At 63.8% G+C, this 13,429-nt stretch carries 14 protein-coding genes; all 14 read left to right on the top strand.

Annotation, left to right across the window (positions count from 1 at the left end):
- Positions 1–3 precede the first annotated feature (3 nt).
- The 14 genes from AC0VX3_RS04620 (at position 4) to AC0VX3_RS04685 (ending at position 13,413) form a co-directional block, all read left to right on the top strand.
- Entirely contained in the window at positions 4–930 is a 927-nt protein-coding gene (locus AC0VX3_RS04620; RefSeq protein WP_475523737.1) for a 3-hydroxyacyl-CoA dehydrogenase family protein, read from the top strand.
- Between the two features lie 37 nt (positions 931–967).
- On the top strand, positions 968–2,254 hold the full coding sequence (locus AC0VX3_RS04625; protein ID WP_475523738.1) for an ABC transporter substrate-binding protein: 1,287 nt from the start codon (positions 968–970) through the stop codon (positions 2,252–2,254).
- Positions 2,255–2,318: 64 nt separating this feature from the next.
- On the top strand, positions 2,319–3,047 hold the full coding sequence (locus tag AC0VX3_RS04630) for an ABC transporter ATP-binding protein (protein WP_475523739.1): 729 nt from the start codon (positions 2,319–2,321) through the stop codon (positions 3,045–3,047).
- Positions 3,034–3,744 (top strand): ABC transporter ATP-binding protein, encoded by a 711-nt coding sequence (locus tag AC0VX3_RS04635; RefSeq protein ID WP_475523740.1) that lies wholly within the window; start codon positions 3,034–3,036, stop codon positions 3,742–3,744. Before AC0VX3_RS04630 ends, AC0VX3_RS04635 begins: the two co-directional genes overlap by 14 nt.
- 1 nt (position 3,745) lies before the next feature.
- Positions 3,746–4,609: a branched-chain amino acid ABC transporter permease gene (locus AC0VX3_RS04640; RefSeq protein WP_342895590.1), complete on the top strand. Its 864-nt coding sequence runs from the start codon at positions 3,746–3,748 to the stop codon at positions 4,607–4,609.
- The gene (locus AC0VX3_RS04645) at positions 4,609–5,628 is read left to right on the top strand and encodes a branched-chain amino acid ABC transporter permease (protein WP_475523741.1); all 1,020 of its coding nucleotides are present in this window, start codon (positions 4,609–4,611) and stop codon (positions 5,626–5,628) included. The genes AC0VX3_RS04640 and AC0VX3_RS04645 overlap by 1 nt, the downstream gene beginning before the upstream one ends.
- Positions 5,629–5,642: 14 nt before the next feature.
- Entirely contained in the window at positions 5,643–6,578 is a 936-nt protein-coding gene (kce, locus tag AC0VX3_RS04650) for a 3,5-dioxohexanoate:acetyl-CoA acetone transferase (protein ID WP_475523742.1), read from the top strand.
- Positions 6,579–6,588: 10 nt separating this feature from the next.
- Positions 6,589–7,398 carry a glutathione S-transferase family protein gene (locus AC0VX3_RS04655; protein ID WP_475523743.1) on the top strand — a complete coding sequence of 270 codons (810 nt, stop codon included), beginning with the start codon at positions 6,589–6,591 and terminating at the stop codon, positions 7,396–7,398.
- A gap of 70 nt (positions 7,399–7,468) precedes the next feature.
- Positions 7,469–8,455, top strand: a complete 987-nt coding sequence (locus tag AC0VX3_RS04660) for a TRAP transporter substrate-binding protein (protein ID WP_475523744.1) — start codon at positions 7,469–7,471, stop codon at positions 8,453–8,455.
- A gap of 56 nt (positions 8,456–8,511) precedes the next feature.
- Positions 8,512–9,021: a TRAP transporter small permease gene (locus AC0VX3_RS04665; protein WP_342895585.1), complete on the top strand. Its 510-nt coding sequence runs from the start codon at positions 8,512–8,514 to the stop codon at positions 9,019–9,021.
- Positions 9,018–10,316, top strand: coding sequence for a TRAP transporter large permease (locus AC0VX3_RS04670; protein ID WP_475523745.1), 1,299 nt, complete (start codon positions 9,018–9,020; stop codon positions 10,314–10,316). Before AC0VX3_RS04665 ends, AC0VX3_RS04670 begins: the two co-directional genes overlap by 4 nt.
- 7 nt (positions 10,317–10,323) lie before the next feature.
- Positions 10,324–11,250, top strand: coding sequence for a D-2-hydroxyacid dehydrogenase (locus tag AC0VX3_RS04675; RefSeq protein WP_475523746.1), 927 nt, complete (start codon positions 10,324–10,326; stop codon positions 11,248–11,250).
- Positions 11,247–12,413 (top strand): M24 family metallopeptidase, encoded by a 1,167-nt coding sequence (locus AC0VX3_RS04680; RefSeq protein ID WP_475523747.1) that lies wholly within the window; start codon positions 11,247–11,249, stop codon positions 12,411–12,413. Before AC0VX3_RS04675 ends, AC0VX3_RS04680 begins: the two co-directional genes overlap by 4 nt.
- Positions 12,414–12,423: 10 nt before the next feature.
- The gene (locus AC0VX3_RS04685; protein ID WP_475523748.1) at positions 12,424–13,413 is read left to right on the top strand and encodes an amidohydrolase family protein; all 990 of its coding nucleotides are present in this window, start codon (positions 12,424–12,426) and stop codon (positions 13,411–13,413) included.
- Positions 13,414–13,429 lie beyond the last annotated feature (16 nt).

Below are 13,429 nucleotides of genomic sequence, written 5' to 3' on the forward strand. Positions count from 1 at the left end.
ACGATGGCAAAGTCCCTCAACATCGCTGTCCTGGGTGCCGGTCTGATGGGGCACGGCATCGCCCTGACCTTTGCGCGGGCAGGGCACGGTGTCCGGGTGTACGATCCGGTTTCGGCCGGTCTGGACGCGTTGCACGGCCGGGTGGCGGCAAGTCTCGAGGCAATGGGCGCCGAAACGCGGGAAATAGACGAGACCGTGTTGCGGATCGCGCCGGATCCGGAGATCGCCACCTGTGTCGGGGGCGTGGATTTCGTGTTCGAGGCCGCGCCGGAAAAGGTCGACCTGAAGCGCGCCCTCTTCAAGGATGTGGAACGGTTCGCACCGCCGGACGCGGTGTTCGCCTCCAATACGTCCGTGATTCCGATCACGTCCATCGTTGCCGATCTGGAAGACAAGACCAGAGCGCTGGGGACACACTGGTGGAACCCGCCGCACATGATCCCCCTGGTCGAGGTGATCCGCACCGAGTGGACCGCGGAAGCCGCGATCGAGGAAACGGTGGCCTTGCTGGACGCCGTCGGAAAAACGCCGGTCCGGGTCGAAAAGGACGTTGCCGGGTTCATCGGCAACCGGCTGCAGCACGCCATGTGGCGGGAGGCCATCTACCTGGTCGAGAGCGGGGTCTGCACGGCGGAAGCGGTCGATCAGGTCGTCAACGCCAGTTTCGGGCGCCGCCTTTCGGTGCTCGGCCCGCTCGCCAACGCCGATCTCGTCGGGACCGACCTGACACTCGATATCCATGAGAATGTGCTGGCCGATCTGGATAACCGGCCGGCGCCTTCGCCGTATTTGCGCGACCTGGTGAAAGCCGGAAAGCTCGGCATGAAAAGCGGCGAGGGGTTCATGAGCTGGACGCCGGAGGACATGGAGGATGTCCGACGGCGCGTGGCCACTCATCTGCGGAGGCTCGAGACGATTCTACCCGACTGACAGCCTGCCGTACCAAGCGCATCTGGGAGGAAAATCGATGACGCTATTTCGGAAGACAGAAGGTATCAATCGCCGCACGTTCCTGGCCGGAGCTTCGGTCGGACTGGCGGCACCCGCCATTTTGACCCGGACACGCGCCTACGCCGCGGACCCGATCATCCGGATCGGGCACGTGAGCCCGCGCACCGGACCGCTGGCCGGTTTCGCGGAGGCCGATGACTACGTCCTCGCCGGTGTCCAGAAGGCGCTCGCCGGCGGGATCGAAAACAACGGCAAGACCTATCAGGTGGAGATCATCTCCAAGGACAGCCAGTCGAACCCGAACCGCGCGGCGGAAGTGGCTTCGGAGCTGATCCTGGGCGATGAGGTGGACATCATCGTCGGTGCCTCGACCCCGGACACGACCAATCCGGTGTCCGACCAGGCGGAACTGAACGAGGTGCCCTGCATCACCACCGACTGCCCCTGGCAGCCCTATTTCTTCGGCCGCAACGGCGACCCGGCGACGGGCTTCGACTACACCTATCACTTCTTCTGGGGACTGGAGGACGTCATCAAGGCCTTCCTCGGCCTGTGGGAAGAAAGCGGCGTTGCGCGCAAGGTGGGGGGACTGTTCCCCAATGATGCCGACGGCAACGCATGGGGCGACGATGTCCACGGTTTCCCGCCCGCTCTGGTCGGCAGCGGGTTCGAGCTGACGAATCCGGGCCGCTACCAGCCGCTCACCGATGATTTCTCGTCGCAGATTTCGGCCTTCAAGGCCGCAGGCTGCGAGATCCTCACCGGCAACATGATCTCGCCGGACTTCGCCACGTTCTGGTCGCAGGCGGCGCAACAGGGCTTCTCCCCCAAGGTGGCCACGCTCGGCAAGGCACTGCTGTTCCCCTCGTTCATCGAATCCCTGGGAGACCGCGGCGATGGTCTGACCTCGGAAATCTGGTGGACGCCGGATCATCCATTCTCCTCGTCCCTGACCGGCATGTCGGCAAAGCAGCTTGCCGACGGCTACACGGCCTCCTCCGGGCGCCCGTGGACCCAGCCGATCGGCTTCAAGCACGCACTGTTCGAGGTGACGACCGACGTGATCCGCCGCAGTGCGGACCTCGACGATCCGAACGCGATCCTGGAGTCGATCTCGTCCACCGATCTGGCAACCGTCGTGGGCCACATCAACTGGGGCCTGGGTCCGGTCAAGAACGTCTCCAAGACACCTCTGGTCGCCGGCCAGTGGCAAAAGGGGGCCAATGGCATGGAGCTGGTGATCACGTCCAATCACAGCGCTCCGGAAATCTCCACGACGGGCACGCTGAAGCTGCTCGGCTAACTGGACAAGACGCACGGCCCAGCGGCCGTGCGTCTCCGGATCAGACTTAAAGGCGCGGAGTTGAATGACAGCAGTTCTGGAACTCAAGGGCGTTTCCAAAGCCTACGGGGCCATCACCGTCGCGGACGAGCTGAGCTATCAGCTCGGCCATGGCGAAGCCCTGGGCGTGATCGGCCCCAATGGCGCGGGCAAGACGTCCATGTTCAACCTGATCACAGGCACGGTTCATGCCGACAGGGGACAGATCCTGTTGAAGGACCGCGATGTCACGCGCCAGAGCGCGGCCCGGCGCTGCCGGTCCGGCATCGCCCGGTCATTTCAGGTTCCCCAGCCGTTTTCGGCGATGACCGTGTTCGAGAACACCCTTGTGGCGGCCACGCACGGAACCAGGAACACGCTTTCATCCGCCAATGCCCATTGCCTTGAAGTTCTCGAACTGACGGGCCTCATCGACAAGGCCAACGACCCGGCCGGCAGTCTGACCCTGCTGGGACGCAAGCGGCTGGAACTGGCCCGGGCCCTGTGCGCGCGGCCCCAGGTGCTTCTGCTCGACGAAATCGCGGGAGGCCTGACGGAAAAGGAATGTCACGACCTGGTCGCGACCATCAACACCATTCGCAAGACCGGACTGTCCCTGATCTGGATCGAACACATCGTCCATGCCCTGCTGTCCGTGGTGGACCGGCTGATCGTCATCGACTTCGGCAGGAAGATTGCCGATGGCGACCCGAAGGAAACCATGTCCAGCCAGGCGGTGCAGGAGATTTACATGGGAGTGGATGCCGATGCCTGACGCGCTGCTCTCCACCCGGTCCCTGGAAGCGCATTACGGCGACTTTCAAGCGCTTTTCGGGGTCACAATCGACGTTTATCCGGCGGAAGTCATTGCGATCATCGGCGCCAACGGAGCCGGAAAAACCACGCTGATGCGCTCGATCACGGGGCTTCTGTCGAACGGGCCGCAGATGGTCACCTGGAAAGGCCAGGCCATCGGCGCCCTCAGGGCGGACCAGGTCGCACGCCTGGGAATCGCGATGGTGCCGGAAGGCCGCCAGCTGTTTCAGTCCCTGTCCGTCGAAGAGAACCTGATCATCGGCGGTCAGATGGGCCGCAGGGGTCCCTGGTCTCTGGAAAAGGTCTTCGGACTGTTCCCGGTCCTGAAAGAACGGCGGGCCGTCCCGGCGACCGCACTTTCCGGCGGACAGCAGCAAATGGTCGCGATCGGACGTGCGCTGATGTCCAATCCGGACATCCTGTTGTTCGACGAGATCAGCCTCGGCCTCGCCCCCATCATCATCAAGTCCATCTACGAAGCGCTGCCGGAAATCATCGGCGAAGGCATGAGCGCGATCATCGTGGAACAGGACATTGCCAAGGCGGTGAGCGTGTCGAACCGGGTGTATTGCCTTCAGGAAGGCCGTGTTTCGCTGGAGGGGCGGCCACAGGAGCTGTCCCGCGAAGCCATCAGCGCCGCCTATTTCGGAGTTTGAGATGGATTGGGTCAACGCCATTGTTCAAGGTGTTCTGCTCGGCGGCCTGTACGCGCTGTTCGCCGCGGGCCTGTCGCTGATTTTCGGCGTGATGCGGCTGGTCAACATCGCGCACGGCGACTTCATCGTGCTGGCGGCGTTTCTCGGCCTGACGATCACGACCACGCTGGGCCTGTCACCTCTGACGGCCCTGGTTCTGGTTGTTCCGGTGATGGCGGCGACCGGGTACGTTCTTCAGCGCGGCATCCTCAACCACACGCTTGGCGACGATATCCTGCCGCCGCTGCTGGTGACCTTCGGCCTGTCGGTGATCATCCAGAACGGTCTTCTGGAAATCTACAGCGCCGACCCGCAGAAAATGAGTGCCGGTGCCCTTGAGACCGCGAGCCTGTCGTTGCCGGGCGATCTCAATATCGGGGTTCTGCCGCTGCTCATGTTCGCCGTCGCGGTGGCTGTCATCGCCGGCCTGCAGTGGATCTTCTATTACTCCGCCCTCGGCCGGGCCTTCCGTGCGGTGTCCGACAATCAGGACATTGCCCAGCTCATGGGTCTGAACAAGGCTCATGTCTTCGGACTGGCCATGGCCCTGTCCCTGGCCGTGGTCGGCATTGCCGGCGTGTTTCTCGGCATCCGCACGAGTTTCGATCCGTCGATCGGGCCCGGTCGGCTGATCTTCGGCTTTGAAGCGGTGATCATCGGCGGCCTCGGCAATCTCTGGGGCACCCTGATCGGGGGCATCATCCTGGGCGTCAGCCAGAATATCGGCGCCCAGATCAATCCGGGATGGCAGCTGCTTGCCGGCCACCTTGCCTTTCTGTTCGTGCTCGCCGTCCGCCCGCGCGGCCTGTTTCCCAGGATCGACTGATGACAACAGCACACACTCACAAGATTTCGCGATCCTCGAAGACGGCCGTGACCGCGGCGGTCCTGGGGCTTGTGGTCCTGGTCCTGCTGGTCGCCGCGCCGTGGTGGGCCGGACGCGCCGACATGCGGCTCCTCAGCGAGATCTTTCTCTATCTTTCGCTGGCGTGCCTGTGGAACCTGCTCGCCGGTTATGCGGGTCTGGTCTCGGTCGGCCAGCAGGCGTTTGTCGGCTTCGGCGGTTACATGCTGTTCGCCCTGGCGATGTTCGCCGGCTTGTCGCCGCTCGCGGCCATTCCGCTGGCCGGGGTCCTCGGAGCGCTGGTGGCCGTTCCGGTCGCCTTGCTCATCTTCCGGCTGCGCGGGGCCTATTTCGCGATCGGCACATGGGTGATGGCGGAGGTCTTCCGCCTGTCCTTTGCCCAGGTATCCGCGCTTGGCGGCGGATCGGGGACCAGCCTGCCGGTCGCGCTCGTGAAATCGATCGCCTCCAGCCGGTCGATGCGCGAGGCGACCACCTACTGGCTGGCGCTCGGCATGGCGGTGCTGGTGCTTGTGGTGATCTACGCCCTGTTGCGCTCGCGCAGCGGGCTGGCCCTGACCGCGATCCGCGACAGCGAATTGGCCTCGCAAAGCTTCGGCATCGACATCTGGCGGCACAAGTTTGCGGTCTATGTGCTCACGGCAGGGCTCACCGCGATGACCGGAGCGCTGATCTTCCTGCAAAAGCTCAGGATCTCGCCGGATGCGGCATTCAGTGTCAACGACTGGACCGCCTTCGTGATCTTCATCGTCGTGATCGGCGGCATCGGCACGCTGGAAGGGCCGATCATCGGTGTGATCGTGTTCTTTCTGCTGCGCGAAACCCTGGCCGATCTCGGATCTACCTACCTGCTGATCCTGGGGATGGTGGCGATCGTCGTGATGCTCAAGGCGCCGAAGGGGCTCTGGGGAACCCTGAAGGCGCGCACAGGCCTGGAACTGTTCCCGCTGTCTCGGCGGGTTGTGAAAAACAAGACTTGAAAAGGGAGGCGGCATTGGCTCGCAAACGCAACAAGACCATCATAACCTGCGCGGTCACCGGGGCGATCCATACCCCGACCATGTCCGATGCGCTGCCTTACACCTATGACGACATCGCCCGGCAGGCCATAGACGCCGCGGAAGCGGGCGCGTCCATCCTGCACCTGCATGCGCGCGACAACGAGACCGGGGCGCCTTCCGTCGATCCCGCCGACTTCGCGCCGTTCCTGCCGCGCATCAAGCAGGCGACCGACGCGGTCGTCAACATCTCGACCGGCGGATCGTTGTCGCTTTCCATTCAGGACCGGATCAGGCCCGCGGCGACGTTCAGCGCGGAAATGTGCTCGATGAACATGGGCAGCATGAATTTCTCGTTTCATCCGCTCGCGGGACGCTACGAGAACTGGAAGTTCGACTGGGAACGCGACTATGTCGCCAATTCCGACGGCAATATCTTCCGCAACACGTTCAGGGACATTCGCGAGGCCGCCGAGACCCTGGCTCCGCACGACATCAAGTTCGAGCACGAGTGCTATGATGTCGGTCACCTCTACAACCTGAAATTCTGCATGGATGCGGGGCTCTTCAAGGCACCGATCTTCATCCAGTTCGTGATGGGCATCCTGGGTGGAATCGGTGCGGATATCGACAACCTGGTGTTCATGAAGAAGACGGCGGACAAGCTGTTCGGCGACGATTATCGCTGGTCGGTTCTGGCCGCGGGGATGGCCCAGATGCCGATGGCAACCACCGCCAGCCAGATGGGCGGGCATGTGCGTGTCGGCCTGGAGGACAGCCTGTTCATCAGCCGCGGCAAGCTCGCCGACTCAAACGCCCAGCAGGTCGCCAAGATTCTCCGGATCGTGGAAGAACTCGGCAGCGAAGTTGCAACACCCGACGAGGCGCGCGAGATGCTCGGCCTCAAGGGTGGCGACAAGGTAAATTTCTGAAAGGCCGTTCATGCTCACCCTTTATCATGCCCCCACCAGCGTCTGTTCGCAGAAGGTCCGTATCGGTTTCGCACTGATGGACCTCAAGTACGAAAGCCGCATGCTGAACCTTCAGGTGGGCGACCAGTTCGATCCCGACTATCTGAAGCTCAATCCCGACGCGGTGGTGCCGACGCTGGTCGACGACGGTCTCGTCGTTGTCGAGTCGAGCCTGATCCTGGCCTATCTCGACCGCGAACACTTCGGCGGCCGGCTGATGCCGGCAGAAGCGGGCGCCCGGGTGCGCGCGGAGCATTGGCTGCTGCGGTGCCTGCCCATTCACGCGGCGATCAACACGCTCAGTTTTTCTACCGCGATGCGCGGCAAGATCCTGGCCGAGAAAACCAGCGCCGAGATCGACGCGCTGGCGGCCCGGTTTCCCGATCCGATGATGGGAAAGAAACGCAAGGACCTGATCCAGAACGGGCTTGCCTCGCCCTATGTGGCACAGGCGCTGATCTATCTGCGGCGCCTGTTCACCGACCTGCAGAATGAACTGGAGGAGGGGCCGTTCCTGAACGGAGCCAGCCCCGGCATCAGCGATGTGGCCCTGTCCGCCTATGTCGACCGGCTCGACCGGCTGGGGTTCAGCGGCCTCTGGGAGGACACATTTCCCCGCGTCGGAGCATGGCTGGAAGCCTGGAAGGCGGTGCCGGCCTATGCGCAAGGGATCACGGATCACCTGCCGCCCGGCAGCGCCGAGGCAATGAAGGCCGGCGGATCCGCGCACTGGCCGGAACTGGCGCTGCGCTGGAGGGAACTGGCCGACGGAACGCACTGAGAATTTCCGCCCGGTCCGGGCGGGAGACCGGCGGGTGTTCCCCGCTGCGATTTGGGAGGAGGATATGATGATGAATTCTACAACAAAGGCGGTCGCCGGGGCCTTGATGGTGGGCATGCTCACCGGCCCGGTGATGGCGGAAACGCTCAAGGTGACCACGTTTCTGCCGCCGGTGCACACGTTCGTAAAGGCTATCAATGCCTGGGGAGAAGAGCTCACGGACAAGTCCGGTGGTGAACTGGAGCTGGAAGTGTTTCCCGCAAGCCAGCTCGGACCGGCTCCGCGGCAGTTCGATATCGTGCGCTCCGGCGTCGCGGACATCGCGATCTTCCTGCATGCGGTCACGCCGGGGCGGTTTCCGATGACGGAACTGGCCGGGCTTCCCCTGACCCATCCCTCCGAAGGGGATGCAAGCGCGGTCAGCTCGCGCCGCCTGACAGAACTCGCGCCCGAGTATATCGCCGGCGAGCATGAAGGAACGCGCATTCTGTGGATGGCGGTCACTCCGCCGCTCAAGATCAATCTGGCAAACACCGATCCGAGCGATCTGGGCAACCTGAACGGGCTCCGCCTGCGTTATGCCGGTTCGACCTGGCAACAGATCGTCGAAACGCTCGGGGCAGCGCCCGTGCCGGTACCGCCGGCAGAAACCGGGGAAGCGCTCTCCAAGGGCATTGTCGACGGTGCCACCTTTCCTTTCGAGGCAACCATGGCCTTCGACCTTGGACCGGTCATCAAGTACTCGTTGGAACCCGGGCTCGCATCGGCGACATTCGCTGTCGTGATGAGCGATGCTGCCTATGAGCGTCTCTCCCCGGAGATGCAGAAGCTGATCGACGAGACCACCGGTCCGGACCGGGCCGCGTGGTTCGGCTCCCTGTGGGACGAGGGTGAGCAGCACGGCCGCAAATACATGGCCGATGCGGGCGTGAACATCGTCACGCTGGATGACGCGCAGCTCGAGAGCCTTCATGAAACCTTCGCGTCCATCGTCGAGGACGGCAAGGCACGTGCGGGCGACAAGGCGCAGGGCTTCCTTGAGGCCTACACGAAATGACGGCACAGCGGCCTGCCTCCGGGCAGGCCGCACCGTCAACCTGAAAGACGCGTCTGATGTTCGAAAATCCAGAAAAGACCGATCCCGTGACCCGGGTCATGCATCTGATCGCGGGGCTCGCCCTGACGGTCATGATGCTCGTGGTGGTCGGCGATATTGTCCTGCGTGCCGTCTTCAATATCCCGATCCAGGGAGCGTATGACGTGGTCGGCATTTCGCTGCTGGTCATGACGGTGTTCGGCATCGCACCGGTGGTGGCCCGCCGGGGAGAGATCGTCATCGATCTGGCCGACGCCTTTTTCCCGCAGAAGGTTCTTCGCGGGCTCGCGGTCGTCGCGGCATTGACGGGCGTTCTTCTGTTTGCCTTTTTCGGCTGGGCCATGATCGCACCGGCACTGGATGCCTGGCGCTGGGGCGAACGCTCTCTGGAGCTGGGTATCCCGAAGTGGCCGTTGTGGCTGATTGCCTTTACCGGGCTTGTCGGCATTTTCTGGGCCTATCTGCTGCAGCTCCGCCAGTCGCTTCGCAAGGCCCCGGCCGCGCCGGATGAAGAGGGCGGGTTGTGAGCACTTTTGTCCTCGGTCTCGGCGGCATCGCCGTGATGCTGATCCTGCTGTTCCTGCGGCAGCCGGTGTGGCTGGCGCTGGGCGTGATCGGCCTGGTCGGCAACTGGGCGCTGAACAGCCTGATGTCCGCGAAATTCATCGCGGGCACCACGATGTTCGACGTTGCCTCCAACTACAATCTTTCCGTCGTGCCGCTGTTCATCCTGATGGGCGAGATCGCCACGGGATCGCGCATGTCGGCGGAACTGTTCAATGCGGCGCGCGTGATTCTGTCCGGTGTGCGCGGCGGGCTCGGCCTGGCCACCCTGGCGGCGTCGGGAGCGTTCGGTGCGATCTGCGGCAGTTCCGTCGCCACCGCGGCCAGCATGACCCGGATCGCGATGCCGGAAATGAAGCGCGCGGGCTACAAGGAGGGGTACGCGGCGGCGTCCGTGGCCGCCGGCGGATCGCTCGGCATCCTGATCCCGCCCTCCATCATCCTGGTGATCTACGGTTCGATCACCGAAACGTCGGTGGCGCGCCTGTTCGCGGCCTCCATGCTGCCGGGGCTGGTGCTGCTTCTGCTGTATGTCGCCGTGGCACTGGTCGTGGCCCATCGCGGGTCCTCCGTGCCGAACGAGGCCGCGGCCCCGTTCCGGGACCGGGTCCGGGCGCTGCGGGGACCGTGGCAGTTCATGGTGCTCTTCATCCTGACGATCGGCGGCATCTATGCGGGCATCTTCAGCCCGACGGAGGCCGCGTCCGTCGGGGCCTTCGGGGCGGCCTTGCTGGGGTTCCTGCGCGGGTCCCTCTCGATGACGGGCCTCTTCGATGCGATCAGGGCCAGCGTTCTGGTGTCCTGCGCGTTGTTCATGATCATCATCGGAGCGACGCTGTTTGCCAATTTTGTCGTCCAGACCCGGCTGCCGGATACGTTGCTCATGCTGGCCCAGTCCGCGGACCTTGCGGCCTGGCAGGTGATGGCGATCATCGTCGTCATCTACATCGTGCTCGGCTGCTTCCTGGAAGGCATCGGCATGGTGCTGATCACCGTGCCGGTGTTCCTGCCGATCGTGACCGGCTTCGGCTTCGATCCGGTCTGGTTCGGCGTTCTGGTCGCCCTCCTGGTCGAACTCGGCCTGATCACGCCGCCTGTCGGCATGAACCTGTTCATCATCCGTGCCCAGATGCCGGAGGTGCGCATGCAGGAGCTCTACCGGTCGATCCTGCCGTTCCTGATCGCGCCGGTCATCCTGATCGCGATCCTGTTTCTTATCCCGTCCCTGGCGCTGTGGCTGCCATCCATCTTGTATTGAGGACCCGATGTCGATCCTGATCCTGGAATCGAACGCCGATTTCTATGCCTCCAGACTGGCCGAGACCGTGCCTGATCTGGAATTCAAGTCCGCAGCAACGGAGGAGGAGGCGCTCGCCCTGGCGCCTGACGCCCGGGTTCTGGTCGGTCTTGCCCCCTATCTCAGCCCGAAGCTGATTTCGGCCTGCGAAAAGCTGGAATGGATACAGGCTCTGACCACGGGGGTGGATAACCTGAAGGGCTTGAAAAACATCGCGATCACCAATTGCCACGGCATTCACGGGCCGCAGATGTCGGAACTGGCCGTCATGATGATGCTGGCCACGCTGCGCGATTTTCCGAAGATGCTGGCCAATCAGAAAGCGCATGCCTGGGAGCGCTGGCCGCAGCCGATCCTGAACGGGCGCACGGCCTGCATTGTCGGCCTGGGCGCCATCGCGGAGCATCTCGCGGGCATTCTCGCGGCGTTCGGCATGACGGTCACCGGCGTTTCCGGCGGTCGCAGCCAAGCGCCGGGTTTCGCGAAGATCCACCCGCGCGAAGAGCTTGCCGAAGCGGCCGGCGCCGCGGATTTCCTGATCCTGCTGACACCTTACACCCCGGAGACCCATCACATCGTCGGCGCGGCGGTGATTGCCGCCATGAAGCCAACCGGCATTCTGATCAACATCTCCCGTGGCGGCTGTCTCGACGAGGATGCGCTGGAAGAAGCCTTGCGTGCCGGGCGCATCGCCGGTGCGGCCCTGGATGTCTTCTCCAGATCACCGCTGCCGGCCGGTGATCCTCTCTGGGACCTGCCCAACCTGATCGTCACGCCGCATATCGGCGGGTTTTCCGACGTTTACCGGGAGCAGGCGCTGCCGATCCTGGCGGCGAACATGACCGACTATGCAAAAGGCGGTGTGTCCGCACTGAAAGGAAGGCTGGACCGATGACCAATTCTCCGGTTTCGATGGGGGAGCTCGGGCGGCGCTGGGCCGTCACCCGTGGCGTCATGGAGGCGCATGACCTCGATGCGATCGTCTGCCAGGCGCGCGAGGACTGGATGGGCGGTTACGTGCGCTGGCTGACCGATGTGCCGGCCAACAATGGCTACCCGCGCACGGTGATCCTGTTCCGGGACCGGCCGATGACGGTGATCGAGATGGGGGCCTTCGGTACCGACCGCAAGACCGATCGGGCGGCACCGGCAACGCGCGGTGTCGAGCGGATCCTGGGCACGCCGTCCTTCCACTCGATCAACTACACCATCGATTACGACAGCGATCTCGTGGTGAGCGCCCTGAAGGACGCCGGGGCTGTACGGGTCGGAACAGTGTGCCCGGCGGCGCTGCCGCACGGGCTGATGCGTGCGCTGGAGACCGCGTTCGATCCGGTTAACGTCACCGACGCCCTGGACCGGGTGAAGGCCGTCAAGAGCGCCGAGGAAATCGCGCTGATCCGTCAGGTCGCCGCTCTGCAGGACAAGGTGTTCGAGGAGGTTTGCGACTTCATCCGGCCGGGTCTGACCGATCGCGACGTGGCCGCCCATGCGGAAGCCGTCGGCCGCAGGCTCGGGTCCGATCAGGGCATCTATCTCGGCCTGTCCGCGCCTCTCGGCCAGCCGTCGAGATTCATGAACCGGCCGTTTCAGACCCGGGAGATCCAGTCCGGCGATCACATGTCGCTGCTGATCGAGATCAACGGTCCCGGCGGGTTTTATCTGGAGATTGCCCGCACCATGGTGCTGGGCAAGGCCGACGACCATCTGCTGCAGGCGTTCCAGAATGTGAAGGACGCCCAGGACCACACCCTGTCGCTGATGAAGCCGGGAGCGGCCCCGGCCGACATCGCGGCGGCGCATGACGCCTGGATGGAAGCGCGCGGACTGCCGCCGGAGATCCGGCTCTATGCCCATGGCCAGGGGTGCGAGATGGTGGAGCGGCCGCTGATCCGCAGCGACGAGACCTTGCCGCTTGCCGAAAACATGTGCCTGGCCGTTCACCCGGGCTACGACGACGGCCGGGTGTTCGCGGTGATCTGCGACAACTACCTGGTCACCTCCGACGGCGTCGGCGATTGCCTGCACAAGACCGACAAGAAGATTTTCGAACTTTGAAGGACCTGGAATGACCCTGACCCCGAAGATCGCGCTCGAAGAACACTTCATGCATCCCGATTTCGTCGACTACTGGGCGACGACCGCGCCGAACATCAGCCCGAACCTGTTCGGCAAGGCGCGGACCGCGCTGGAGGATTTCGGCGAGATGCGGCTCGGTGCCATGGATGGCATCGGCGTCGAAAAGGCTGTCCTGTCCCTCGCGGGGCCCGGTGTCCAGGCGGAAAAGCGCACCGAAACCGCCGTGCGTCTGGCGCGACAGGTCAATGATTTCCTGGCGGCCGAAATGGCGCAGCGGCCGGATCGTTATGGTGGCTTCGCGCATCTTGCCATGCAGGACCCCGCCGCCGCCGCAGACGAGCTGGAGCGCTGCGTCACCCAGCTCGGCATGCAGGGTGCGATGATCAATGGCCAGACGGGCGGCACCTATCTGGACGATGACCGCTATGCGCCGTTCTGGGAGCGTGTCTCGGATCTGGAAGTGCCGGTCTATATCCACCCGAACAACCCGCCGGAGCGGGTGCACATGTACCATGAGCATCCCGAGCTCTGGGGCCCGGTCTGGTCGTGGACCGTGGAGACGGCGACCCATGCGTTGAGGCTGGTCTTTGCCGGTACATTCGACCGGTATCCCGGTGCGAAGCTGGTGCTGGGACACCTTGGCGAATGTCTGCCCTACCTGATGTGGCGGCTCGACAGCCGCTGGGAGATCTCCAACCGGGGACCCATGCGCCTCGAAAAGGATCCGTCCGCGTATTTCAGGAACAATATCTGGGTGACCACCTCGGGCATGTGCGCCGACGCGCCGCTGCGCTGTGCCCTCGACATGATGGGTGCGGACCGGGTGCTTTTTTCAGTCGATTATCCGTTCGAACAGGCGTCCGAGGCCGGCGACTGGATCGAACAGGCCCCGCTGTCCGGCGAGGAGCGCGCCATGGTCTGCCATGAAAATGCGCTTGCCTTGCTGAAATTTCGGGGTCAGGACGCGGCATCTGACTGATCTGGCATCCGTTTGA

The organism is Roseibium sp. QJM3NY_11 (genome assembly GCF_056173175.1).